This window comes from Amaricoccus macauensis, from assembly GCF_049800915.1.
Taxonomy (GTDB): Bacteria; Pseudomonadota; Alphaproteobacteria; order Rhodobacterales; family Rhodobacteraceae; genus Amaricoccus; species Amaricoccus macauensis_A.
In genome coordinates this window covers 72331-94672 of sequence record NZ_JBNAFY010000006.1, presented here as the reverse complement: position 1 = coordinate 94672, position 22342 = coordinate 72331, and the positions used below count along the sequence as shown (strand labels likewise).

General features: G+C 63.6%; 24 protein-coding genes. 11 read left to right on the top strand and 13 right to left on the bottom strand.

From position 1 onward, the window contains the following. Window positions 1-5: 5 nt before the first annotated feature. The 5 genes from ACP15W_RS15570 to ACP15W_RS15550 all read right to left on the bottom strand — a co-directional run bounded on the left by ACP15W_RS15570 (window position 6) and on the right by ACP15W_RS15550 (window position 3078). Window positions 6-344, bottom strand: coding sequence for a tRNA-binding protein (locus ACP15W_RS15570; protein WP_424933840.1), 339 nt, complete (start codon window positions 342-344; stop codon window positions 6-8). 191 nt (window positions 345-535) lie between these two features. Further along, the gene (locus ACP15W_RS15565) at window positions 536-1003 is read right to left on the bottom strand and encodes a phasin family protein (RefSeq protein ID WP_424933839.1); all 468 of its coding nucleotides are present in this window, start codon (window positions 1001-1003) and stop codon (window positions 536-538) included. 188 nt (window positions 1004-1191) lie between these two features. Beyond that, window positions 1192-2016 carry a pyrroline-5-carboxylate reductase gene (proC, locus tag ACP15W_RS15560; RefSeq protein ID WP_424933838.1) on the bottom strand — a complete coding sequence of 275 codons (825 nt, stop codon included), beginning with the start codon at window positions 2014-2016 and terminating at the stop codon, window positions 1192-1194. 111 nt (window positions 2017-2127) lie between these two features. After that, window positions 2128-2631, bottom strand: a complete 504-nt coding sequence (locus ACP15W_RS15555) for a YbjN domain-containing protein (RefSeq protein WP_424933837.1) — start codon at window positions 2629-2631, stop codon at window positions 2128-2130. Window positions 2632-2808: 177 nt separating this feature from the next. Continuing rightward, window positions 2809-3078: an accessory factor UbiK family protein gene (locus tag ACP15W_RS15550; protein ID WP_424933836.1), complete on the bottom strand. Its 270-nt coding sequence runs from the start codon at window positions 3076-3078 to the stop codon at window positions 2809-2811. 115 nt (window positions 3079-3193) lie between these two features. On the opposite strand from ACP15W_RS15550, the gene lgt reads away from it, so the two are divergent. From lgt to pgeF, 3 genes are read left to right on the top strand one after another with little or no spacing between them, the layout of a single operon-like run. Beyond that, window positions 3194-4081, top strand: a complete 888-nt coding sequence (gene lgt, locus ACP15W_RS15545; protein ID WP_424933835.1) for a prolipoprotein diacylglyceryl transferase — start codon at window positions 3194-3196, stop codon at window positions 4079-4081. Then, window positions 4078-5148 carry a class I SAM-dependent methyltransferase gene (locus ACP15W_RS15540; protein ID WP_424933834.1) on the top strand — a complete coding sequence of 357 codons (1071 nt, stop codon included), beginning with the start codon at window positions 4078-4080 and terminating at the stop codon, window positions 5146-5148. Before lgt ends, ACP15W_RS15540 begins: the two co-directional genes overlap by 4 nt. Further along, on the top strand, window positions 5145-5906 hold the full coding sequence (pgeF, locus tag ACP15W_RS15535; protein ID WP_424933833.1) for a peptidoglycan editing factor PgeF: 762 nt from the start codon (window positions 5145-5147) through the stop codon (window positions 5904-5906). The genes ACP15W_RS15540 and pgeF overlap by 4 nt, the downstream gene beginning before the upstream one ends. A gap of 99 nt (window positions 5907-6005) precedes the next feature. Here the strand turns inward: pgeF and ACP15W_RS15530 are convergent, their stop codons facing one another. After that, window positions 6006-6674, bottom strand: a complete 669-nt coding sequence (locus ACP15W_RS15530) for a GntR family transcriptional regulator (RefSeq protein ID WP_424933832.1) — start codon at window positions 6672-6674, stop codon at window positions 6006-6008. 177 nt (window positions 6675-6851) lie between these two features. Between ACP15W_RS15530 and ACP15W_RS15525 the strand changes: the two genes are divergently transcribed. Continuing rightward, window positions 6852-8219, top strand: a complete 1368-nt coding sequence (locus ACP15W_RS15525) for an NAD(P)/FAD-dependent oxidoreductase (RefSeq protein WP_424933831.1) — start codon at window positions 6852-6854, stop codon at window positions 8217-8219. Between the two features lie 475 nt (window positions 8220-8694). Next, window positions 8695-9891 carry a DUF1566 domain-containing protein gene (locus tag ACP15W_RS15520; RefSeq protein WP_424933830.1) on the top strand — a complete coding sequence of 399 codons (1197 nt, stop codon included), beginning with the start codon at window positions 8695-8697 and terminating at the stop codon, window positions 9889-9891. A 29-nt stretch (window positions 9892-9920) separates the two neighbouring features. On the opposite strand, the gene ACP15W_RS15515 is transcribed toward ACP15W_RS15520, so the two are convergent. Next, window positions 9921-10367 carry a tellurite resistance TerB family protein gene (locus ACP15W_RS15515; RefSeq protein ID WP_424933829.1) on the bottom strand — a complete coding sequence of 149 codons (447 nt, stop codon included), beginning with the start codon at window positions 10365-10367 and terminating at the stop codon, window positions 9921-9923. 126 nt (window positions 10368-10493) lie between these two features. Between ACP15W_RS15515 and ACP15W_RS15510 the strand changes: the two genes are divergently transcribed. Continuing rightward, window positions 10494-12083: a lysine--tRNA ligase gene (locus ACP15W_RS15510; RefSeq protein ID WP_424933828.1), complete on the top strand. Its 1590-nt coding sequence runs from the start codon at window positions 10494-10496 to the stop codon at window positions 12081-12083. Between the two features lie 19 nt (window positions 12084-12102). Here the strand turns inward: ACP15W_RS15510 and ACP15W_RS15505 are convergent, their stop codons facing one another. From ACP15W_RS15505 to ACP15W_RS15490, 4 genes are all read right to left on the bottom strand, one after another. Further along, entirely contained in the window at window positions 12103-12582 is a 480-nt protein-coding gene (locus ACP15W_RS15505; RefSeq protein ID WP_424933827.1) for a cell wall hydrolase, read from the bottom strand. A gap of 78 nt (window positions 12583-12660) precedes the next feature. Beyond that, window positions 12661-13110: a cell wall hydrolase gene (locus ACP15W_RS15500; protein ID WP_424933826.1), complete on the bottom strand. Its 450-nt coding sequence runs from the start codon at window positions 13108-13110 to the stop codon at window positions 12661-12663. Window positions 13111-13283: 173 nt separating this feature from the next. Then, entirely contained in the window at window positions 13284-15227 is a 1944-nt protein-coding gene (acs, locus tag ACP15W_RS15495) for an acetate--CoA ligase (RefSeq protein ID WP_424933825.1), read from the bottom strand. A 299-nt stretch (window positions 15228-15526) separates the two neighbouring features. Then, complete coding sequence (locus ACP15W_RS15490; protein ID WP_424933824.1) at window positions 15527-15901, bottom strand: cupin domain-containing protein; 375 nt, start codon at window positions 15899-15901, stop codon at window positions 15527-15529. 93 nt (window positions 15902-15994) lie between these two features. On the opposite strand from ACP15W_RS15490, the gene ACP15W_RS15485 reads away from it, so the two are divergent. The 4 genes from ACP15W_RS15485 to ACP15W_RS15470 all read left to right on the top strand — a co-directional run bounded on the left by ACP15W_RS15485 (window position 15995) and on the right by ACP15W_RS15470 (window position 19746). Continuing rightward, window positions 15995-17305 carry an amidohydrolase family protein gene (locus tag ACP15W_RS15485; RefSeq protein ID WP_424933823.1) on the top strand — a complete coding sequence of 437 codons (1311 nt, stop codon included), beginning with the start codon at window positions 15995-15997 and terminating at the stop codon, window positions 17303-17305. Beyond that, window positions 17302-18147 (top strand): purine-nucleoside phosphorylase, encoded by an 846-nt coding sequence (locus ACP15W_RS15480; protein ID WP_424933822.1) that lies wholly within the window; start codon window positions 17302-17304, stop codon window positions 18145-18147. The genes ACP15W_RS15485 and ACP15W_RS15480 overlap by 4 nt, the downstream gene beginning before the upstream one ends. Further along, complete coding sequence (locus tag ACP15W_RS15475; protein WP_424933821.1) at window positions 18144-19322, top strand: MFS transporter; 1179 nt, start codon at window positions 18144-18146, stop codon at window positions 19320-19322. The genes ACP15W_RS15480 and ACP15W_RS15475 overlap by 4 nt, the downstream gene beginning before the upstream one ends. 190 nt (window positions 19323-19512) lie before the next feature. Further along, on the top strand, window positions 19513-19746 hold the full coding sequence (locus ACP15W_RS15470; protein WP_424933820.1) for a hypothetical protein: 234 nt from the start codon (window positions 19513-19515) through the stop codon (window positions 19744-19746). 3 nt (window positions 19747-19749) lie between these two features. Here the strand turns inward: ACP15W_RS15470 and hslU are convergent, their stop codons facing one another. Beyond that, the gene (gene hslU, locus ACP15W_RS15465; RefSeq protein ID WP_424934050.1) at window positions 19750-21057 is read right to left on the bottom strand and encodes an ATP-dependent protease ATPase subunit HslU; all 1308 of its coding nucleotides are present in this window, start codon (window positions 21055-21057) and stop codon (window positions 19750-19752) included. Between the two features lie 250 nt (window positions 21058-21307). Here hslU and ACP15W_RS15460 point away from each other — a divergent pair, with 250 nt between their 5' ends. After that, window positions 21308-21712 (top strand): DM13 domain-containing protein, encoded by a 405-nt coding sequence (locus ACP15W_RS15460; RefSeq protein ID WP_424933819.1) that lies wholly within the window; start codon window positions 21308-21310, stop codon window positions 21710-21712. Window positions 21713-21730: 18 nt separating this feature from the next. Here the strand turns inward: ACP15W_RS15460 and hslV are convergent, their stop codons facing one another. Continuing rightward, window positions 21731-22288, bottom strand: a complete 558-nt coding sequence (gene hslV / locus ACP15W_RS15455) for an ATP-dependent protease subunit HslV (protein ID WP_424933818.1) — start codon at window positions 22286-22288, stop codon at window positions 21731-21733. Between the last annotated feature and the right edge of the window lie 54 nt (window positions 22289-22342).

Sequence of the window (22342 nt, the reverse complement as noted above, 5' to 3'; positions counted from 1 at the left end):
GAGGGTCAATGCATCCGTGCGCCGAGCGGCACGGTTTGGTCGGGGGTGAGAAGCACGATGCCGCCTTCGGCATCGGAGACTCCAAGCACCAGAACTTCCGAGCGGACCGGGCCGATCTGGCGGGGCGGGAAATTCACCACGGCCATGACTTGGCGGCCGACAAGTCTTTCCGGATCGTAATGCTTCGTAATCTGCGCGGAGGATTTGCGCTCGCCGATCTCGGGGCCGAAATCAATCCAGAGCTTGAAGGCCGGTTTCCGCGCTTCCGGGAACGGTTCGGCTCGAGTGATCCGTCCGACGCGAATATCCACCTTCAGGAAATCTTCGAACCCGATCTGCTTCATACGCTCCTTCTCCTGTCGCCGGTTCCGCTCTGGCCACTGCAGCCCATGACCGCCTGCCTGCCCCGTTTCCCGCGCGGGAGCAAGACGCTACCCCCAAACACATGCAAACCGGCAATGGAAGCCGCGCATAACAAAAACCGCCAGCCCTGATAGGGCAAGCGGTTTCGACATTCGGCGCTGAACCTGAAGGATCAGGCGTTGGTGGCGATCTTGGAAGCGTATTCGCGCAGTTCGTTCAGGCTCTCCTGAACACGAGCGGAGACGATCTCATAGGCTTCCGAGTTGGCTTTCTGGGCGCTCTCGGCAAGGGCCTGCATGTTTGCGAGGGCCTTCTCGAAGGCAGCCTTTGCAAGTTCGGCCTGGGCCTTGGCGGCTTCGGGATCGAGCTTCGTGGTATCCATCGAGCCCATGTACTTTTGAGCTTCAGCCATCGTCTCTTCGAACACGGCCATCTGCTTCTTGAACAGATCCTGATAGCCGGCTGCGGCTGCCTTGTTGGCTTCGATCAGCGCATCCATGTTCTTCTGCTGCGCGGCCATGATGGATTCCGCGTCAACATTCGGCAGCTTCATGTTGCTGAACTGCTTGGTAAAGTCGTTCTGCTTGAAGAATTCGGTCATCTTCTCAACGTCGAATGCGTAGGTCTTGGGGTCGAACATCGGGCTCTCCTTCCTTGCTGTGTCCTTGCGACACTCCGGATATTGTGCGGTGCAGCATGAAAGTCAAGTTTTATGCTGCACCGCACAATAAATTTGCCCCGCGGTGAAGCGCGAGACGTTCACGCGTTTTCCGCGTGATCCTGATTGTCTCTGCGGGCCGATGGGTCTTGTGTTCCCGCCTGCATCATTCAGCCCCTGGCGAGTTCGCGGCCGCGCTGGGCTGCAGCGGCCACCGCTTCGCGCAAGAGCCGGGGCAGCCCGTCTCCCTCTCGCATCAGAACCGAGAGGGCGGCGGCCGTTGTTCCGCCGGGGCTCGTCACGTTCTCGCGCAGTTGGCCCGGCGGGATGTCCTGGGCCAAGGCCATCGCGCCTGCCCCAGAGACAGTCGCGCGGGCGAGTGTTAGCGCCAACTCGGGTTCGAGCCCTTCCGCCTCTCCGGCAGCGGCCAACGCTTCGACCATGAGAAAGACATAGGCCGGGCCGGAACCGGACACGGCCGTAACCGCATCCATCTGATCCTCGCTCGTCAGTCGAACTGTTTCCCCCACGGCTGACATGAGCGCTTCCGAAAGATCAAGCGGGCTTCCCTGAGCCGGTTCATTGCCGACAAGTGCCGTCACACCCCTTCCAATGGATGCAGGCGTGTTCGGCATGGCGCGGACGATTGGTGTCTCGCTGCCGAATTCCGTTTCGAACCGTCCTATCGGTGTCCCAGCCGCAATGGAGAGCAGCACCGTCTCCCCTCCTCCAAGCGCACGCAGGCTGGGAAGCGCCTCGTCCATCATCTGTGGTTTGACCGCAAACATTGCGGCCGCAGGCGCATCAGGCACCTCCGCGTTCAGGCGAAGGCCCTTCTGCGCAAGCTCCTCGAGCCAGGGTGACGGCTTCGGATCGATAATGGTAAAGGCACCGGGCGCCAGCCCCCTTTCCAGCCAGCCGGCCAGAAGGGCCGAACCCATCTTGCCGCAGCCGAGCAGAACGAGGCCACGGTCCTGGATCGCTTCGAGTGACATTCTTCCCCCTTTGTCCGGCCCCGCAACTGTGGAGCGGGGCGGACAACTCGACCCGAACCAAGATGGTCCGAGTCTTTTCCGCCCCGATCAATCGGTAGGACGCGGGGTCGCTCAGGCCCGACCGTAGGCCTCCGCCATCGCCATTCCAAGGGAATTCTCGGCGGAATCCTCTCCGGCGGCCACAAGCTGGAAGGCCGGATAGAACCGCTCGCAGACGGCGATGGCGCATCGGACCATGTCATTGATCTGGGCCGAAGAGGCCTGCGCCCCGCCTGCGAGGTTGAGACTGTAGCGATACGCCATCAGGCTCTGCTCGCTCCACATGGTGAAGGCTCCAGACCAGCACTTGTCGTTTGCCATGCCCATGACGGTATAAAGTTCCCGAAGACGCTCTTCGGGCGGATCCATCGGGAAGGCGCAGATGAGGCGGAGGCTCTGATCCTGATGAGAGAGGGCGAGGGTCACGGAATACGTGCTCCAGGTGCCTTCGATTGCCATGGCAATCTGATCATCTCCAATACGATCGAAATCCCAGTCCCGCTCTTCGGCGAGAGTTTCCACGATATCGATGGGATGAAGTTCCTCGCAGTCAAAGTCACGCTCGACGTAGCTCATACCCGATGCCTCTCTTAATGGCCTCCGGCGGAACCGAGCCCGCGCGGGGGCTGTGAGGTTGACAATGATGAGAGGTTCACCACCCCTCATCCACTACATATGGTGGGAGATGGAAAATGACCTGTAAAGAGAAATGTTCTCTTCCGGGAAAACATCTGGGAGTCGGGTAAACGGCACTTAACCGTCCGCAAGGTCCGAGGGTGCGCCCTTGCGCGCCTCAAGCGCCTCAATTCTTGACTTCAGCGCCTCATTCTCCTCGCGCGCCTTCTGTGCCATCACCCGAACCGCGTCAAATTCCTCGCGGGTCACGAAGTTGCGATCTGCGAGCCAGCGGTCCAGCATTCCCTTGAAAGCAGTTTCCGCCTCCGAACGTGCGCCTTGGGCAACGCCCATCGCGTTTGTGAAAAGCTGAGCGACGTCGTCGAGTACCTTGTTACGCGATTGCATGTGAGCCTCCTTGAACCTATTCCCTTATATGGTCTCCGCGGCGGCTCGTGCCAAGGCCGCTTGACACCCGTGTCTGCCCCGGAGATGCAGGGCCCGAATTCAGCACGGAGCCCCAATGCAGCTCGTTCTGCCATTTCCCGAAATCGATCCTGTTCTGTTCTCTGTCGAGCTTTTTGGCATCGAGCTTGCGATTCGCTGGTATGCACTGGCCTATATTGCCGGTCTTCTTCTCGGATGGCGCTTTGTGGCGGGCCTCTGCCGCAGGCCGGCGCTTTGGGGGGGCGCGCCGCCCATGAAACCCGAGCAAACCGACGATCTGCTGACCTGGATGATCCTCGGCGTGATCCTCGGAGGGCGGCTCGGTTTCGTGTTCTTCTATAAGCCCGCGTACTATCTGGCACATCCGGCGGAAATCCTCGCCATCTGGCAGGGCGGCATGTCGTTCCACGGCGGTTTTCTCGGCGTGATTGTTGGCATTCTGGGCTATGCCTTGCGCAATGGGCTCGATGCGGTTCGCATCGGTGACGCGGTGGCGGCGGCCGCTCCCATCGGGCTCTTTTTCGGTCGGATCGCGAATTTCATCAATGCCGAACTTTGGGGGCGACCGACCGAGCTTCCATGGGGCGTGATCTTCCCGGGCGTGGAGGCCCAAACCTGCCCACCAATCTGGGAGGCAGTATGCGCGCGCCATCCGTCCCAACTCTACGAGGCGGGACTCGAAGGCGTCGTTCTATTCGCGGTGCTTTTCATTGCCTGTCGGCGAGGCGCGCTCAAGCGGCCAGGCCGGATAATCGCTCTCTTCCTGATCGGCTATGGCCTGGCACGGACGTTCGTTGAGGGCTTTCGGCAGGCTGACGCACAATTCATCACGTCTGATAATCCCTCGGGACATGTCATACGCTTCGGGATGGAAGCGGGGCTCACAATGGGCCAGATCCTGTCACTACCGATGGTCGTCGCGGGGCTCGCGCTCCTGCTCTGGACCGCACGGCGGCGGGCGTGAGCGAGGCGCTCGAAAGACTGATCCGGAACCGGATCTCCGAGATCGGCCCCATCAGTGTCGCGGAATACATGTCATGGTGTCTCGCCCATCCCGAGCATGGATACTACATGGCGCCCGGGCGGATCGGCGCTGCAGGTGATTTCACCACCGCGCCGGAAATCAGCCAGATGTTCGGCGAAATGATTGGCCTGTGGCTCGCGCAGGTCTGGCACGATCATGGCAGACCCGCACCATTCGTCCTGGCCGAATTGGGGCCAGGGCGCGGCACGCTCATGCGCGACATTCTGCGGGCAGCAACGGCACTTCCGGGTTTCCTGGAGGCTGCCGAAATATGGCTTGTGGAGACCAGCACCGGTCTGCGCGATGTGCAGAGAGAAACCCTTGCCGGTCACGCCGTGCATTGGGCGGAGCGCGTGGAGGTCTTGCCCGATGCGCCTCTTTTCCTCGTGGCGAACGAGTTTTTCGACGCGCTTCCCATCCGGCAGTACAGTCGAACCGGAGACTTCTGGGCAGAGCGGAAAGTCAGGCTTGAAGCTGATAAAAGCCTTGGATTCCAATGGGCGCGCCCGGTGGCGAACCCTGATCTCGACAGGTCATTCGTGGCCGCACCGGATGGGGTGATCGTCGAAGTGAACCCCTTGGGCGAGCATGTGGCAGGCTGGATCGGAAAGCGTATCGCCGAGCGAGGCGGTGCTGCGCTCTTCATCGATTATGGCGCTTGGGACGGCACCGGAGATACCCTTCAGGCCCTGCGGCAACATGCGTCCTACGATCCGCTTGATGCACCGGGGGAGGCGGATGTCACTGCTCATGTCCGCTTTCGCGCGCTGGCGGAGGCGGCGCGACCCGCGCGGGCCGTCGGCACGGTGCCGCAAGGTGTTTTTCTGGAACGGCTCGGAATCACGGCCCGGGCGCAGGTTCTGGCGCGTGGGCTCAAGGGCGAGGCCCTGACGAACCATGTCGCGGCGCATCGGCGCTTGACCCATCCCGAGGAAATGGGAAACCTCTTTCAGGTGCTCGCGCTTACGGGTGAGGGCGCCCCGCCATTGCCGGGATTTGATGAATGACCCTTGAAATACTGACCAGCGAGGACCTCGCGCCTGCCAGACATGGCTTTTTCACCCGACGGGGCGGCGCGTCTTCGGGTGTTTATCAGGGTCTCAATTGTGGGCCGGGGTCATCGGATCAGCGCGCAGCGGTCGGGCTCAACCGCCAGCGGGTGGCGGAAGCAATGGATGTCGATCCTCCTAAGTTGTTGTCTTTGCAACAGTATCATTCGGCGGAGGTGGTTGTCGCCGGACCCGAAGGCTGGGAAGAGCGGCCGAAGGCGGACGGGATGGTGACAAAACACGAGGGGATTGCGCTGGCGGTGCTAACGGCCGATTGCGCGCCGGTGCTGTTCGCGGACAGTGACGCGGGCGTAATCGGGGCGGCCCACGCGGGCTGGCGCGGAGCATTCGGCGGCGTGCTCGAGGAAACGGTCGCGGCGATGGTGCGCCTCGGTGCGGAGCGGGGTTCGATCAGCGCCGTGGTGGGGCCGACGATCAGCCAGCGCAACTACGAGGTGGGCGAGGAATTCTTCGAGGAATTTCTAGCGGAAGGCCCTGAATACACGCAGTTTTTCGTGAATGGCCGCGCGCCTGGGAAATACCAGTTCGACCTGCCGGGCTTCGTGCTCTGGCGGCTTCGGGAGGCGGGCGTTGGCTCGGCGGCGTGGATCCGGGCCTGCACCTATTCCGAGCCCGACAGGTTCTTTTCCTACCGCCGTTCGACCCATCTCAAAGAGCCGGATTATGGCCGGCTGATCTCCGCAATCGCCCTCTGAATCCGGCCATTTGGCGTATGCATATTCCATGCATATTCCATGCATATTTGATATGCATACGAGGGTGCAAAATGCCGGGGTCACAGGCTGGTCCGGAGATCACCCTCTGCGGCGGAATTGCGCCGCAATCTCCTTCCTGGTGGTGGTGATATGCGCCTTCAACAGATCGACGCCGCGAGCGACATCGCCTTCGATGCAGGCACGCAGGATCTCGCGATGCTCCCTGTCGGGGCGTTCCAGCCCTGAGGTCTCGCTCACCAGCAACCGCGTGGCGGGGCCGATGCGGCGCTGGATGTCGGTGATCATTTCGAGAAGCTGGGGATTGCCGCAGGGCTCGTAGAGCATGTGGTGGAAGGCCCGGTTCATCTCGCTCCACTGCGCCGAGCTTCGATGGCTGGCGTAATCGTCGAGCAAGCGCCCGGCCTGCTCATGATCGGCGGCGACCTGGTTCGGGATCGCAAGCTCGAGCGCCTTGCATTCGAGTGCGATGCGAATGTCCATCAGGTTGAGAAGCTCCGCGACGGAGACCTCGCGCACGATCGCCCCCCGGTTCTTGCGGAACAGCACATAACCATCCGCCTCGAGCTTCATCAGCGCCTCGCGCACGGGCATCTTGCTGACCCCGTGCTGCCGGGCGATGTCGTCCTGGCGCAAGGGCGCGCCCGGTGTGAGCTTGCCCGAAAGGATGTCGTTGCGCAGCCCCTCGTAGATCGGCTGCGAGGCCGAGAGGGCCGGTTGCTCCCGAAGGTCGGATCGCTGTGAAGTCATCTGGCTCGCTCGCTTTTTCCGGGAGGGTATTCGCACATTTGCCACATTGCCATTCCCCCGATCTGGTCGGGTATTGAGAATCGTATTCGTTTATATCATGATCGAATACGATTTTGGAATTGCCATTGTCCGACGATTCGGACGGGATGTGGAACACGGGCGGGAGCCACGAGGGGAATGACGGAAAACTCCTATGAGGTCGCGATCATCGGTGCGGGGATCATCGGCATCGCGACGGCGTTCTATCTTCACCGGAACCACGGGATGCGCCGCATCGCCCTGATCGACCGGGGCGCGCCGATGGGTTTCACCTCGGCGCAATCGGGCGAGAACTACCGCAACTGGTGGCCCCATCCCGCGATGGTGGCCTTCACCAATCGCTCGATCGACCTGCTGGAAGGGATCGCGCGGGAGAGCGGCAACCGGATCAACATGACCCGGCGCGGCTATGCGCTGGTGACGCGGGAGACGGAGATCGACGCGCTAGTGCAGCAGCTTCATGACGGGCTGGGCGAGACCGCAGGAAATCTGATCCGGTATCATGAGGCGGGGCAGGGCTCCGGTTACCAGCCGCCCGTGGACCCGGACTGGGAGACCGCGCCGGTGGGGGTGGATATCCTGCGGGACGTCTCGCTCATTCGGGAGGCCTTTCCCTCCTATGCGACGGATGTACGAACAGTGATCCATATCCGGCGCGGGGGCGATATCAGCGGCCAGCAGCTCGGCATGCACATGCTCGAGGCGCTGAAAGGCACCGGGCTCGAGCGGATCGAGGCCTCGGTCGAGGGAATCTTGGGCAGGGACGGGTTCGCGCTCGAACTTTCCGGGGCGGATGGGGCGCGGCAGATCCGGGCCGAGAGGATCGTCAACGCTGCCGGGCCTTTCGCGGGCAGGATCGCGGCGATGCTGGGCGTGGAGCTTCCGCTTCGCAACACGTTTCAGCAGAAGATCGCCTTCGAGGACCGGGAGGGGGCGATTCCGCGCGCCATGCCCTTCACCATCGATCTCGACGGGCAGCGGATCGACTGGTCGGCGGAGGAGCGGGAGATGCTGGCCGAAGACCCGGATTTCCGCTGGCTGGCCGGAGACATGCCCGGCGCGATCCACTGCCGTCCGGACGGTGGCGACCGGGGCTCCTGGGTGAAGCTGGGCTGGGCCTATAACGACAGCCCGGCGGAAGCAGGCTGGGAGGCGGCGCTCGACGACAATTTCCCCGAGATCGTGCTGCGCGGGGCGGCGCGGCTGAACCCGAGCCTAAAGGCCTATTACGGCCAGCTTCCGCGCAACATGCACCACTACGGCGGCTGGTACACCATGACCGGGGAGAACTGGCCGCTGATCGGCCCCATGGGACCGGAGGGGGCGTTCATGAACTGCGCCTATTCCGGGTTCGGGACCATGGCGGCCTGTGCCGGGGGCGAATTGGCCGCGGCCTGGGTGGCGGGGGCGCAGGTTGCACCTTACGGCGCGGGGTTCTCGCTCGCGCGATACGAGGACGAGGCGCTGATGCAGGTGCTGCGGGAGAGTGCGAAGGGGGTGCTTTGAGGCCAGGCGGCTAACAGCGGATCGGAGCCCGTATGGAACATTGGGGCCTAACGTTCATGGCCCGGAATCGAGGTGCGTAGCACCGCCGGGCCAGCGCCCGTCCGCCCGTTACGTCGGAGGCGTGCATTCTGCACGATGGCGGGCGCTTTCTTTTCCGCCATTTTCAAGACCGGTCGCGCGTGGTGTCGACACCATAAATTGCGCTGCACAGTCCGCAGGACGCGCCACCCTCGGACGGCCGCTGACCCGGCTTTGACAACGGCAGCTAGGTCCGCACTGCCGCCCTTGGAGCGACCTGCGGCGACCGGCTCGTCCTGTAGGGGGAACCGCGGTTAATCGGCACAACGCCTCACTTCACGATCCAGATCAATTCGGTACGCCGCGGCAGGCTCTAGTGTCCGCGCGAAGGGTGCCGCCCATTGTCGCGCGGCCCTTTCCCGTTCGCTATAAAGACTGTCAGGACTGGAGCCGGTTCATGCGCGTTCTTCCCACTTCCCTCATTGTCGGTACGGTGGCCCTCGGGGCCCAGGTCTGCGCGGCGCAGGATCTCACCTATCCGGTGGTCGATACCATGCAGGACCGCTGTTTCGATCTTGCCGGTGACGCCATCGACTGCCCTGCCGAAGGGGACGCGCTTTACGGGCAGGATGCGCAATACGCCCGGACCGAATCAGCCTATGCCGACAATGGCGACGGCACCGTGAGCGATACCGTCACGGGGCTCTCGTGGCAGCAGACCCCTCCCGAGGACCGTCTGCAATATGCCGAGGCCATGTCCTATTGCGCGGCGCTTGAGCTTGGCGGCCGGACGGACTGGCGCGTGCCGTCGATCAAGGAGCTCTATTCGCTGGCCGACAATCGGGGCGAGTTGCTCAAGCCCGAAGAGGGCACACCCACGCCTTATATCGATACGGGCGTGTTCGATTTCTCCTATCCGCAGGGGCCGATGGCCTTTGCCGGGCAATACTGGAGCAGCACGCTTTACGTGAAGGGTCCGGTACAGAACGGCCGAAACCAGGCGGCGTTCGGGTTCAACTTTGCCGACGGTCATATCAAGGCCTACGGAACCGGGCTCGATTTCTTCACCGGTGCGGCGGCCTCCGGCGGACTGACCGGTCCGGATGGCAAGGCGCCGGGCAATTTCGTGCGTTGCGTGGCGGGAGAGGCGGGCGTCTATGGCGTGAATGCCTTCAGCGACAATGGTGACGGCACGGTGACCGACGCGGCGACCGGTCTGATGTGGCAGCAGGCCGATGACGGCACCCGCCGGGAATGGTCCGAGGCGCTGGCCTATTGCGAGGCGCTCGAACTTGGCGGGCACAGCGACTGGCGCCTGCCCGACAGCAAGGCACTCCAGAGCATCGTGGATTACGAGCGCACCAGCATTCCGGCGATCGACGACATCTTCGGTGTCACGCAGGATTCCGAGACGCTGGACTACTGGACCAGCACGACCTTCGGCGACTGGAAGACTTATGCCAACGTCATTGCGTTCGGAAAGGCGCTCAGCAGATCGGGCGATCAGACCGACTACACGGATTGGCACGGTGCCGGGGCGCAGCGCTCGTCGATCAAGACGGTCATCGGCCAGGAGATGACCGAGGACACCACCTGTTCGATCAATGCCTGCGACTACAACCGGTCCGACAACCTCGTGCGCTGCGTGCGGTGACGATCTCCCGCGCTGCGTGCGGTGAGGGCTCAGTCGGCCTCGGGCATCAGTCTCCGGTGGCGGGCAGCACTTCCGCGTTCGATGGCGGCTGCGTGGAGCCGGTCGATGTCGAACTCGTAGCGCAGTTCCTCGAGGAAGCGCAGTTCGGCCTGGAAGGCGTGGCCATCGGCGGCGGCCACGTCGCAGGCCAGCGCGTAGGCGGTTTCCTGGAGATTGTCGGGCAGCGCGTCGCGGACGATGCCGAAGAAGGCCTCGAGTCCGTCCTCTTCCTCGAAGAGATCGAAGACCGTCTGGCTGATGCGGGGCAGGTGGTCGCGGTCGAAACCGTCGAAGACCGGCAGCGCCTCGATCATGCGGCCGATGGACAGCAGCTCGTTGCTGGTGATGTGCTCGTCCGAGGCGGAGACGGCAACCATGATCGCCACGAGCGCATCCTGTGCGGAAAGCGGCGGAACCGAGTAGTCGGAAGCAGGCATGGTCACTCCTGGGAGGGGTCAAACGTCCCTGCCGTTCTATTGACCGCCGCAGGGCCGGGCAATAGGAAGCGCAAGTGGCGGCTCATGCCCGCCCATCAGGAAAATGTGTGCATCGAGGGCACGGCAATGGACGATTTGCGCAAGGCGGCTGAGACATCGAAGGCATGGCCCTTCCAGGAGGCTCGTGCGCTTGCCAAACGCTATGAGAAAGCCCCGCCCAAAAAGGGCTACGTGCTGTTCGAGACCGGCTACGGGCCTTCGGGACTGCCGCATATCGGGACCTTCGGCGAGGTTGCGCGCACGACGATGATCCGGCGCGCCTTCGAGCTGATCTCGGACATTCCGACGCGGCTGATCTGCTTCTCGGACGACATGGACGGGATGCGCAAGGTGCCGGAGAACGTGCCGAACCGCGACGCGCTGCGCGAACATCTCCAGAAGCCGCTGACGAGCGTGCCCGATCCGTTCGGGGAGTTCGAGAGCTTCGGGCACCACAACAACGCCATGCTGCGGCGGTTTCTCGACACGTTCGGCTTCGAATACGAGTTCATCTCGGCGACGGACTTCTACAAGTCCGGCCAGTTCGACGCAGTGCTTCTGCGCGCTGCCGAGCGCTATGATGACATCATGAAGGTGATGCTGAAATCGCTCCGCGAGGAGCGCCAGCAGACCTATTCCTGCTTCCTGCCGATCCACCCGGAAACGGGGCGGGTGCTCTACGTGCCGATGAAGCATGTGGACGGGGCCGAGGGCACCATCACCTTCGACGACGAGGAGGGGCGCGAATGGACGCTTCCCGTCACCGGCGGGCAGGTGAAGCTGCAATGGAAGCCGGATTTCGGCGCGCGCTGGGCCGCACTCGACGTCGATTTCGAGATGTACGGCAAGGATCACAGCTCCAACACGCCGATTTACGACAGGATCTGCCGCATCCTTGGGGGCAACCCGCCGGAGCACTTCGTCTACGAGCTGTTCCTCGACGAGAAGGGCGGCAAGATCTCGAAATCCACCGGAAACGGGATCTCGATCGACGAGTGGCTCACCTATGCGAGCCCGGAATCGCTGGCAAACTTCATGTTCCAGAAGCCGAAGACCGCCAAGCGGCTGTTCTTCGACGTGATCCCGAAGGCTGTGGACGAATATCACCAGCATCTGCGGGCCTTCCCTGGGCAGACGCCGGACCAGCAACTGGCCAATCCCGCCTGGCACATCCATGGCGGCAAGCCGCCAGCCTCCGACATGGTGGTGCCGTTCTCGATGCTGCTGAACCTCGCCTCCGCTTCGGGTGCGCATGACAAGGACGTGCTCTGGGGCTTCATCCGCAAATACGCCCCCGAGGCGAGCCCGGAGAGCCATCCGGGTCTCGATGCGGCTGCCGGGCGCGCGGTGCGCTATTTCGAGGATTTCGTCCTGCCCGAGAAGGTCTACCGGGCGGCGGACGAGAAAGAGGCGGCGGCGCTCAAGGATCTACGCGACCGGCTTGCGGCTTACGATGGCGAGATCGAGGGCGAGGCGCTCCAGACGGTGGTGTTCGCGGTCGGGAACGAGCACGGCTTCGATCCGCTTCGAGCCTGGTTCGGCGCGATCTACGAGGTGCTGCTCGGGGCGAAACAGGGTCCGCGTTTCGGCGGGTTCATCGCGCTTTACGGCGTGAACGAGACCATCGCGCTGATCGACAAGGCGCTGGCGGGCGAGTTGGTAAAGACCGGGGCCTGAAGCCCCGGTCGATCTTCTCTTACCGGTAGAACACGTTCCCGCCGAACTTGCCGACGCGGGGGCGGGTGTTGAACCAGCCCGGTTCGGCCCAGGCCGCGTGGAAGAAGAGCGCGCCCTTGGTGATGTCCGGGGCGCCGGTCAGGACCTTCTCCGCCGTTCTCAGCGCTTTCTCACGCTCGAGCGGCTCGGCATAGGTTTCCGGGATACCGTCGCAGCGGTAGGCGAACTGGCAGCGGTCCGCGACCACGCCGCAGACCGAATTGGGGAATTCCGGGTTCTTGGCGCGGTTGACCACAACATGCGCCACCGCTTCCGTTCCGGCCTGCCCGGTGCCGCGCGCCTCGAAATAGATCGCTTCCGCGAGGCAGCTCAGATCCTGCGGGTTGGCCGCGGCGCGGCTCGGCGGTGCCTCGACCTCGGGGGTTTCGGGCGGCATCGCACAACCGGTGACCAGGGCGGCCGCACCGAGTGCGGCCAGAAGATTGCGTATTGGTTTCATGGGCTTCATTCCTGACCAGGAAGATCCGCGATACTTCATGAACACTTCATGAAAATTTTGCGGATCGGCTCGTTGGCTTCAGCGATAAAAGACGTTTCCGGCGATCTCGCCCACGCGCGGGCGGGAGGCGAACCAGCCGGGATCGACGCTGCTGGCATGGAAGAACAGCGCGCCGTCGGTCGGGTCCGGTGCATCCCCGGCGAGAACGGCTTCGGCGGCCTCGAAGGCACGTTCGCGCTCATCGGGGTTCGCGAGAACCTCCGGCTTACCGTCGCATTTGTATGAGAACTGGCAGCCATCCTCGACGACGCCGCAGATGGTTCCGGGAAACTCGTCGTTCTCCCGGCGATTGACAACCACATGCGCCACGGCCAGCGCGCCGCGATCCGTGGTTCCACGGGCCTCGAAGTAGACCGCTTCCGCAAGACATGCGACGGCCTCGGGGCTGGGCTGATCTGATTCCGAGGCTTGCGCCGGAACGGTTGCAGCGATGCCCAGACAGAGGGCCAGCGCAGTTCTGATGCTCAATGCGGTCGATCCGTGTTGTTACAGATGGGGGGAAGAAAACACGGGCAAGGTGCGCTTGTCCAGTCCGAGGCATGGAGCGCGCGCTTCTACGATCCTGAGCGTTGCTGCGCTGCAACATAAGCAAAAGGCGGAGCCGAAGCCCCGCCCATCACGTTCCGGAATGGTTAACGGGTTCAGCCGTCGTTCATCCGGTTGTCGATCAGCTCGTCCACCACGCTCGGATCGGCCAGCGTGGAAGTATCGCCCAATGCGCCGTAGTCGTTCTCGGCAATCTTGCGCAGGATGCGGCGCATGATCTTGCCCGAACGGGTCTTCGGCAGGCCGGGTGCCCACTGGATCAGGTCGGGGCTGGCGATCGGGCCGATTTCCTTGCGGACCCAGTTGCGCAGTTCCTTCCGCAGTTCCTCGGTGTATTCCTCGCCGGCGTTGAGCGTCACATAGGCGTAGATGCCCTGGCCCTTGACCTCGTGGGGGTAGCCCACCACGGCGGCTTCGGCGACCTTGGCGTGCGCGACCAGGGCGCTTTCCACTTCCGCCGTGCCCATGCGGTGGCCGGAGACGTTGATCACGTCATCGACGCGGCCGGTGATCCAGTAGTAGCCGTCCGAGTCGCGGCGGCAGCCGTCACCGGAGAAGTAGTAGCCCTTGTACTGGCTGAAATAGGTCTGCACGAAGCGGTCGTGATCGCCGTAGACCGTGCGCATCTGGCCCGGCCAGCTGTCCTTGATGGCCAGCACGCCTTCGCATTGGGTCTCCTCGATCTCCTGGCCCGAGGTGGGTTCGAGGACCACAGGCTGCACGCCGAAGAACGGCTTGGTGGCCGAGCCGGGCTTGGTGGGCGTGGCGCCCGGAAGCGGCGAGATCAGGATGCCGCCGGTTTCGGTCTGCCACCAGGTGTCGACGATCGGGCAGTTCCCCTTGCCGACGACATCGTTATACCAGTTCCAGGCTTCGGGATTGATCGGCTCGCCCACGGAGCCGAGGATGCGCAGGTCGGAGAGGTCGTATTTGTCGACGAACTCGCGGCCCTTGCCCATCAGCGCGCGGATCGCGGTGGGCGCGGTGTAGAAGATGTTGACCTTGTGCTTCTGGCAGACGTCCCAGAACCGGCCGGCATCCGGGTAGGTCGGCACGCCCTCGAACATCAGGGTCGTCGCGCCGTTGGCGAGCGGCCCGTAGACGATGTAGCTGTGGCCCGTGACCCAGCCCACGTCCGCCGTGCACCAGTAGATGTCGCCCTCGTGGTAGTCGAAGATGTATTCGTGGGTCATGGAGGCGTAGACGAGGTAGCCGCCGGTGGTGTGGACCACGCCCTTCGGTGCGCCGGTGGAGCCGGAGGTGTAGAGGATGAAGAGCGGGTCTTCCGCGTTCATCGCCTCGGGCGCGCATTCGGCGGAGGCCTTCTCCATCTCCTCATGCACCCAGAAATCACGGCCCGATTCCCAGGGAATGTCCGCGCCGGAGCGCTTGACCACGAGCTGCTTCACGCCCGAGAGGCCTTCGAGCGCCTTGTCGGCATTGGTCTTGAGCGGGGTCATGCGGCCGCCGCGGGGGGCCTGGTCGGCGGTGACGACGAGCTTGGCGCCGGAACCCTCGACACGGGCCTTCAGCGCGTCCGGCGAGAAACCGGCGAACACGATGGAGTGCACCGCGCCGATGCGGGTGCAGGCCAGCATGGCGTAGGCCGCTTCGGGGATCATCGGGAGGTAGAGAACGACGCGATCGCCGCGCGAGACGCCCAGATTCTTGAGAACGTTGGAGAACTTGCAGACCTTCTCGTGGAGCTGCCGGTAGGTAATGTTCTCGCTGACGTTCGGGTCATCGCTTTCCCAGATGATTGCCGTCTGGTCGCCGCGGGTTTCGAGGTGACGGTCGATGCAGTTCGCGGAGACGTTCAGCTCGCCATCCTCGAACCATTTGATCGACACGTTGTGGTAGTCGTAGGACGTGTTCTTGACCTTGGTGTAGGGCTTGATCCAGTCAAGCCGCTTGCCGTGTTCTCCCCAGAACGCGTCGGGATCCGTAACCGAAGCCTTGTAGAGCTCTTCGTACCTCGCGGCATCTGCATGAGCATTCGCGACGATCTCGGCCGAGGGCTTATGCATCTGGTCGGTCATTGGCGTTTCCACTTCACTATGTTTCTTGGGTACTGCAGCCGCACTCCCCAGCGCGGACAACTTACACAGGTTGTCGGCGCGTTTCTCCCCAGAAGCGCCCACCCGACACCCGTTGCGCATTTTTATAAAAGCGAAATAGGTGGTTGTAAAATATTATGAGGCCGACGCCGGCAAAAAGAGCATTGTCTTGCCCATCGTGTGAATCAACATCTTGGAACCTACTATAGTGATTCCGCAACATGTCGATCAATTATACATTCTGACTACAGGTTTTGCCCGATCCGGCATCAGGGGTAGTGCTATTTCGCCCGGTCGATGTCGATATAGGCAGCGGGATCGAAGCGAGGCGTGCAGATGCAGTCGAAAATCAGGTCCTGCGCGCCGGTATTGGTGATCCTCTGCGCCGCGCCGGGAGGAATCAGCACGCGGTCGCCGGCCCTCACTTCCCGGCTTTCGCCATCGATCTCGACCAGGCCCGTGCCTTGCGTGATCACGTAGCGCTCCGCCGTCGCCATGACCCGGTGCAGGCGGGTCGTCACGCCAGGCTCAACCCTAGCGCGTGCCAGGGAAACCTCAGGGCAGGCGGGATCGTTGAGGAGTTCGGTGATATGGCAGAGTTCGTCGGTGGCGAATTCGGGCGGGACCGGGCCGGGCAGGAGCCAGTCGGGGGGCATGGCGATTCTCCTCCGCGAGACGTGACATACCGCTCTGGTTGACAGCCCGGCCAAGCGTGTGCAAGCCAAACGGGAACTTGCGCGGCGGGGCTCATGTCATTCGATTTCGTTATTACCAATGCCATCATCGTCACGGCCGATGAGAGCGATACCGTGGTTCGGGATGGCGCGCTTGCCGTCTCCGGTGGCAGGATCGCGGCGATCGGGCCTGCGGCGGATCTCTCCGGCAACGCGGGAAAGGTCATCGACGCGGCCGGCATGATCCTGATGCCCGGGCTGATCAACACCCATTGCCATGCGGCGGACAGTCTCTTTCGGGGTCTGATCGAGGATCTGCCGCTCGAACCCTGGCTCCAGACAGTCTGGAAGGCGGAAGGCGCCATTCTCAACCGCGAAACGGTGCGGCTCGGGGCGCGGCTCGGGTTCTCGGAACTGCTGCTCGGCGGTGTCACCACCGTCATGGACATGTTCTGGCATCCCACCGAAACGGTTGGAGCGGCGCGGGACGTGGGACTGCGGGTCTCCACTGGCGGCATATTCTTCGACTTTCCCGGCATGGACAAGCACGGGCCCGAGCGCCGGGTCAGGGATGCGGAGGCCTTCTTCGAGGAGTTCGGCGCGGACCCGATGGTGCTGCCCGGCACATTTCCGCACGGAGCCTACACGGTCAATCCCGAGAACCTGCGGGCCGCGCGCGACGCGACCGACCGCCATGGCGGGCTCTTCTGCACCCATGCCGCCGAAACGAAAGCGGAGCTTGCCGATATCGAGAGCCGCTACGGGCGCACGGTGATCCGGCATCTGGAACACCTCGGCCTGTTGGATGAGCGCGCGGTTCTGGCCCATTGCGTCTGGCTCGACGACGAGGAGATCGACATTCTTGCGCGGCGCAAGGTGACTGTGGCGCATAACCCGATGTCGAACCTGAAACTCGCCAGCGGTTTCGCTCGGATCGCCGACATGCTCGCGGCGGGCGTGCGGGTGACGGTCGGCACGGATGGTGCGATCTCGGGCAACGATCTCGACATGTGGATGGCGCTTCGCATGGCGGCGACGATGCCCAAGGCGACGACGCTCCGGGCGGATGCCGTCACCACGGCGCAGGCGCTCCGGATGGTCACGCAGAACGGTGCCGAGGCGCTGGGCGCGGGCGAGCGGATCGGCTCGCTGGAAGTGGGCAAGGAGGCCGACATGATCCTGCTCGCGACCGACCGGGCCCATGCGGTGCCGATGTTCGACCCAATGACCCATATCGTCTACTCGGCGGCGAAATCCGATGTGCGGCATGTGTTCGTTGCGGGCGAGCAGGTGGTGCGCGACGGGGCGCTGGTGAAATCGGACCTGGCCGAAACGCTGGCGGCGGTGCGCACGCTGGAGCCCGCCATCGCGGCCAGCATCGCATGAACGGGTTTCTCAAGACGAAGATCGACGGCGCAATCACCTCGATGGGAGAACTGTCCGGCGCGCCCGTCGAGCTTGGGATCGTGTTGGGCTCGGGCCTTGGCGGGCTGGCGGACAAGGTTCAGGGCGCGGTGCGCATCTCCTATCTCTCGGTTCCCGGCATGGCCTCTTCGACGGCGCCGGGACACGTGGGGCAGTTCGTCATCGGGGAGCTTTCCGGCGTTCGCTGCGCGCTGATGCAGGGGCGGATCCATCTCTACGAAGGTCGGTCTGCGCAAGAGGTCGCCTTCCCCATATACCTCCTCCGCGCCATGGGGGCCAAATCGCTCGTCGTGACCAATGCGGCCGGCGCACTGAACCCCGATTTTGCACCGGGGGACGTGATGCTGATCGAGGACCATCTCAACCTGACGGGGGCCAACCCGCTCATCGGTGACAACGATGAAAGTGTCGGCTTGCGGTTTCCCGACATGTCGCGCGCCTATGATCCCGAATGGCGGGAACTCGCGATCTCTGCTGGCGGGCCGGATCTGCGACGGGGGATCTATGCCGGCATCACGGGTCCATCGCTCGAGACGTCCGCCGAGCGGCGCTTTCTGCGCAATTCGGGCGGCGATGCGGTGGGCATGTCCACGGTTGTCGAGGTGATCGCGGCTGTCCATGCCGGCCTCAGGGTTCTGGGACTTTCGGCGGTGACAAATTCCGCGACCGGTGGGGTGGACCAGCAGCCGGACACCATCGAGGAGGTACTCGCCAACGCCGCCATCGCTGGCGAGAAGATCGCGACGCTGCTCGAATACATCCTGCCGCGCATGGCCGCGCCCGAGGTGACATCCAGATCATGATGCCCGGAAAAGCGAGAAGTGTCGGCATCCTCGCGGTTGTCGAGGTGATGACGATGAGCCTCTGGTTCGTTTCGGCCGCGATCCTGCCGGAACTGATCGCGGAAGGCGACATCGGCCATTTCCGCGCCGCATTGCTGACGAGTGCGGTGCAGATCGGCTTCGTGCTCGGGGCGCTGGGCATGGCAGTGCATGGCACGCCGGATCGGATCGACCCGAGGCGAGTGATCGCGGTCTGTGCGGTCATCGGCAGCGTGGCCAATCTTGCGCTGCTCGTCACGCCCATTGGCGGCGTGGTGCAGGTGCTCCTGCGCGGCATCACCGGGATCTGCCTCGCAGGCGTCTATCCGGTGGGGATGAAGATCATCGTCGGCTGGGGCACGAAGGATCGCGGGCTGCTCGTCGGGCTGCTCGTGGGCGCGCTCACGCTTGGCTCGGCGCTGCCGCACCTCTTTGCCTTTCTGGGCGGCACGAACTGGCGCGTGACCGTGGCGGGGTCCTCCGCGCTTGCGCTCGTTTCCGCCGGGCTCGCGCTCATGACTTCGCTTGGTCCGGCCCATGCCCAGGCGCGGGCCTTCGATCCGGGCGCGATTCGCATGGCCTGGACGGACCGGCGCATACGGCTCGCCTATGCGGGGTATCTCGGGCACATGTGGGAGCTCTATACCTACTGGGCCTGGATCGGGGCGGCGCTTGCGGTTTCCTTTTCCGCGCAACTCGCCCTGGAGGACGCCCAGTCCGCCGCCAAGCTCGTCACTTTCGTCGCGATCGCGCTGGGCGGGGTCATGTGCGTGCCGGCTGGCTGGTTCGCGGATCGGATCGGCAAGGCACAGGTCGCGAAGATTTCACTGATCGTGAGCGGCGTCTCGGGGCTCGCCACGGCGGCGGCCTTCGGCGGGCCCGTCTGGCTCGTCGCGGCGCTGGCGATTCTGTGGGGCGCCTCGGTGATCCCGGATTCCGCGCAATTTTCGGCACTTGTCGCCGATTCGGCTCCGCCCGACCGCGCGGGCAGCCTGATGACCTTCCAGACGGCTATCGGTTTCACGATGACGTTCTTCACGGTGCAGGCCATGCCCTTCTTCGCGCAGGCCTTCGGCTGGCAGGCGGCTCTGGCAATCATGGTTTTCGGGCCCATATATGGAATAGATGCGATGCGACGGCTGATACGAATCGTCTGAAGTGTCTTGACTCACCGATCCAGCCGCGCCAAAAGCCGCCCTCCGCCGAGTGCCGAGTTCGAATGTTATCGTTTGGTTAGGGTTTTGCGCAATAATCAGTTGCCGTAACCCCGTGGTCAGGCTACCGTCTAAGTGGTATGTGTTGGTCTAAAATCAATCGGCGTGCGAGCTGAAAAGGAAAAGCGTAAAAATGCTTGTCGGCCTAATGTCCATATCAATGATCATCGGCGCGGTCGCGGGAGGTGCAGCGCTGGTCTTCGGAAACGGGATCCTCGTGTCCCTGATCGTCTACTCCTTCACGGCTTCGACCGTGCTCGTGCTTCTGGCGCTCTGGAGCTACTCCCGCGCCCAGGAAGCGGAAGAGCGGGGGAAGACGTCCGGCAAGACTGCGGACGCCGCCATCCCCCGCGTGCAGAGCACCTGATCCTCAGAGCACGTAGCGGCTCAGGTCGCTCGATGCCATGAGCTCCCCGAGATGGGCCTCCACGAAGGCCCGGTCCACTTCGACCGCCTCGCCAGACTTGTCCGGGGCGGTGAAGCTCAATTCCTCGAACACCCGCTCCATCACCGTGTAAAGTCGGCGCGCGCCGATGTTCTCGACCGTGCGGTTCACTTCCGCCGCGATCTGCGCCAGCGCCTCGATCCCGTCCTGCGAGAAGGTTGCGGTGACGTTCTCGGTCGCCATCAGCGCGGTATACTGCCTTGTCAGCGCGTTGTCCGTCTCGGTCAGGATGCGGACGAAATCCTCTTCCGTGAGTGCCCGCAGTTCGACGCGAATCGGCAGACGGCCCTGAAGTTCGGGCAGGAGATCGGAGGGTTTCGCGATGTGGAAGGCGCCCGATGCGATGAAGAGGATGTGGTCTGTCTTCACCGGGCCATGCTTCGTCGAGACGGTCGTGCCCTCGATCAGCGGCAGGAGGTCGCGCTGAACGCCCTCGCGGCTCACGTCGCCGCCGCGCGCCTCGGCCCGTGCGCAGACCTTGTCGATCTCGTCGAGGAACACGATGCCGTTCTGCTCCACCGCCTCGATGGCGTTGCGGTTCACGGCCTCGGCGTCGATCAGCTTGTCGGCTTCCTCGGCGATCAGGAGTTCGTAGGAGGCCGCGACGCTCAGACGCCGCCGGGTGGTGCGCCCGCCGAAGGCCTTGCCGAACATGTCGCCAAGATTGATCGCGCCCATGTTCATGCCCGGCTGGCCGGGGATTTCCATGGTGGAGAACGGGTTGGAGGTGTCCGCCACGTCCAGTTCAATTTCCTTGTCGTCGAGCACGCCGTCGCGCAGCTTCTTGCGGAACATCTCGCGGGTCTGATCGCGTGCGCCCTGGCCGGCCAGCGCCTCGATCACGCGATTCTCGGCGGCTTCGTGGGCGGCGGCCTTCACGCTCTCGCGCATCTCCGCACGGACCATGACGATGGCCGCATCCACCAGGTCGCGCACGATCTGCTCCACGTCGCGGCCCACATAACCGACTTCGGTGAATTTCGTCGCCTCGACCTTGACGAAGGGCGCTCTGGCGAGCTTGGCGAGGCGGCGCGAGATCTCGGTCTTGCCGACGCCGGTCGGACCGATCATCAGGATGTTCTTCGGATAGACCTCGTCGCGGATGTCATCGGGCAGCTGCTTGCGCCGCCAGCGGTTCCGAAGCGCCACGGCAACCGCACGCTTCGCGTCCTTCTGTCCGATGATGAAACGGTCAAGTTCGGAAACGATCTCGCGGGGAGTGAGTTCGGTCACCTGGCTCATGCCTTTCCTGTTGAAACCCTGTGCGGGCGCTTCCTGCGATCCTGCCGAGATATGCACGCAATCCTGTGGAACAAGACCGGCATGGCTATCTCATTGGCAGCGCAGGAGCGCAAGGGCGGGGTGAATTGGCTCATCGCAGGCCAGAACGGTCCAGTTCCGCGCCAAACTTTCCGTGATCCGGTAAGGGTTGGGTCAGGCAGGCGAATGGATCACCAACGCAATTCGATCGAGGATCCATTCCATGACCCTTCGCCGTGATTTCCTGCGCACCACACTGGCCGGGCTGGCCGTTTCGCTCGCGCCGCTTCCTGCCGCCCTGCGCGCCGAGGAGCTCCGCGTGCTCAAGCAGGGCAGCTTTTCGGGCCGCAGTGCCCATGTCACCACCGGTTCCGCCGCCATTACCGAGCAGGATGGCCGGCATTTCGTGAGCCTGGGGCACGATTTCAGCTTCGACGGGGCGCCGGACCCGAAGGTCGCGCTGGGTCGCGACGGCTATGACGGCGACACGATCCTCGGGCCGCTCCAAAGCAACGCAGGCGCGCAGACCTATGCCCTGCCAGAGGGGTTCAACCCCGCCGACTACAACGAGATCTGGGTCTGGTGCGAGCGGTTCGACGTGCCGCTCGGGGTCGCGTCCATCGGCTAGACAGGTGGGGCCGGGCGCTCAGGCGCTCAACTCCTCCACGATCATGTTGCCATTGGTGAAGACGCAGATCTCGGCGGCGATCGTCAGCGCCTTGCGTGCGATGGTCTCGGCATCCGCATCGGTGTCGTAGAGCGCACGTGCAGCAGCGAGGGCATAGTTTCCGCCGGAGCCGATCGCGGTGACATCATGCTCCGGTTCCAGCACGTCCCCTGCGCCGGTGATCACGAAGAGGTCCGCGCCGTCGGTCACGATCAGCATGGCTTCGAGGTTGCGCAGGTATTTGTCCGTGCGCCAGTCCTTGGCGAGTTCCACGGCTGCGCGCTGAAGCTGGCCGGGTGCCGCCTCGAGCTTCTTTTCCAGTCGTTCGAGCAGGGTAAACGCATCTGCCGTCGAGCCGGCAAAACCGCAGACGACCGGGCGGCCGCCCGGTGAGATCCGTCGCACCTTGCGGGCCGAGCCCTTGATCACGGTGTTGCCGAGGCTCACTTGGCCATCGCCCGCGACCACGACACGACCGCCCTTGCGCACCGCGACGATCGTCGTTCCATGCCAGCCGGGAAATTTGTTCTCGCTCATGCACCCTCCATCGGTTTGCGTTCCGATATAGGGAGGTTGCCGGAGGTTGCCTAG

Excerpts from the sequence above, each read along its gene's own strand:
- ACP15W_RS15570 (WP_424933840.1), bottom strand. The coding sequence starts at position 344 with ATGAAGCAGATCGGGTTCGAAGATTTCCTGAAGGTGGATATTCGCGTC.
- ACP15W_RS15565 (WP_424933839.1), bottom strand. The coding sequence starts at position 1,003 with ATGTTCGACCCCAAGACCTACGCATTCGACGTTGAGAAGATGACCGAA.
- proC (WP_424933838.1), bottom strand. The coding sequence starts at position 2,016 with ATGTCACTCGAAGCGATCCAGGACCGTGGCCTCGTTCTGCTCGGCTGC.
- ACP15W_RS15555 (WP_424933837.1), bottom strand. The coding sequence starts at position 2,631 with ATGAGCTACGTCGAGCGTGACTTTGACTGCGAGGAACTTCATCCCATC.
- ACP15W_RS15550 (WP_424933836.1), bottom strand. The coding sequence starts at position 3,078 with ATGCAATCGCGTAACAAGGTACTCGACGACGTCGCTCAGCTTTTCACA.
- lgt (WP_424933835.1), top strand. The coding sequence starts at position 3,194 with ATGCAGCTCGTTCTGCCATTTCCCGAAATCGATCCTGTTCTGTTCTCT.
- pgeF (WP_424933833.1), top strand. The coding sequence starts at position 5,145 with ATGACCCTTGAAATACTGACCAGCGAGGACCTCGCGCCTGCCAGACAT.
- ACP15W_RS15530 (WP_424933832.1), bottom strand. The coding sequence starts at position 6,674 with ATGACTTCACAGCGATCCGACCTTCGGGAGCAACCGGCCCTCTCGGCC.
- ACP15W_RS15525 (WP_424933831.1), top strand. The coding sequence starts at position 6,852 with ATGACGGAAAACTCCTATGAGGTCGCGATCATCGGTGCGGGGATCATC.
- ACP15W_RS15520 (WP_424933830.1), top strand. The coding sequence starts at position 8,695 with ATGCGCGTTCTTCCCACTTCCCTCATTGTCGGTACGGTGGCCCTCGGG.
- ACP15W_RS15515 (WP_424933829.1), bottom strand. The coding sequence starts at position 10,367 with ATGCCTGCTTCCGACTACTCGGTTCCGCCGCTTTCCGCACAGGATGCG.
- ACP15W_RS15510 (WP_424933828.1), top strand. The coding sequence starts at position 10,494 with ATGGACGATTTGCGCAAGGCGGCTGAGACATCGAAGGCATGGCCCTTC.
- ACP15W_RS15505 (WP_424933827.1), bottom strand. The coding sequence starts at position 12,582 with ATGAAACCAATACGCAATCTTCTGGCCGCACTCGGTGCGGCCGCCCTG.
- acs (WP_424933825.1), bottom strand. The coding sequence starts at position 15,227 with ATGACCGACCAGATGCATAAGCCCTCGGCCGAGATCGTCGCGAATGCT.
- ACP15W_RS15490 (WP_424933824.1), bottom strand. The coding sequence starts at position 15,901 with ATGCCCCCCGACTGGCTCCTGCCCGGCCCGGTCCCGCCCGAATTCGCC.
- ACP15W_RS15485 (WP_424933823.1), top strand. The coding sequence starts at position 15,995 with ATGTCATTCGATTTCGTTATTACCAATGCCATCATCGTCACGGCCGAT.
- ACP15W_RS15480 (WP_424933822.1), top strand. The coding sequence starts at position 17,302 with ATGAACGGGTTTCTCAAGACGAAGATCGACGGCGCAATCACCTCGATG.
- ACP15W_RS15475 (WP_424933821.1), top strand. The coding sequence starts at position 18,144 with ATGATGCCCGGAAAAGCGAGAAGTGTCGGCATCCTCGCGGTTGTCGAG.
- ACP15W_RS15470 (WP_424933820.1), top strand. The coding sequence starts at position 19,513 with ATGCTTGTCGGCCTAATGTCCATATCAATGATCATCGGCGCGGTCGCG.
- ACP15W_RS15460 (WP_424933819.1), top strand. The coding sequence starts at position 21,308 with ATGACCCTTCGCCGTGATTTCCTGCGCACCACACTGGCCGGGCTGGCC.
- hslV (WP_424933818.1), bottom strand. The coding sequence starts at position 22,288 with ATGAGCGAGAACAAATTTCCCGGCTGGCATGGAACGACGATCGTCGCG.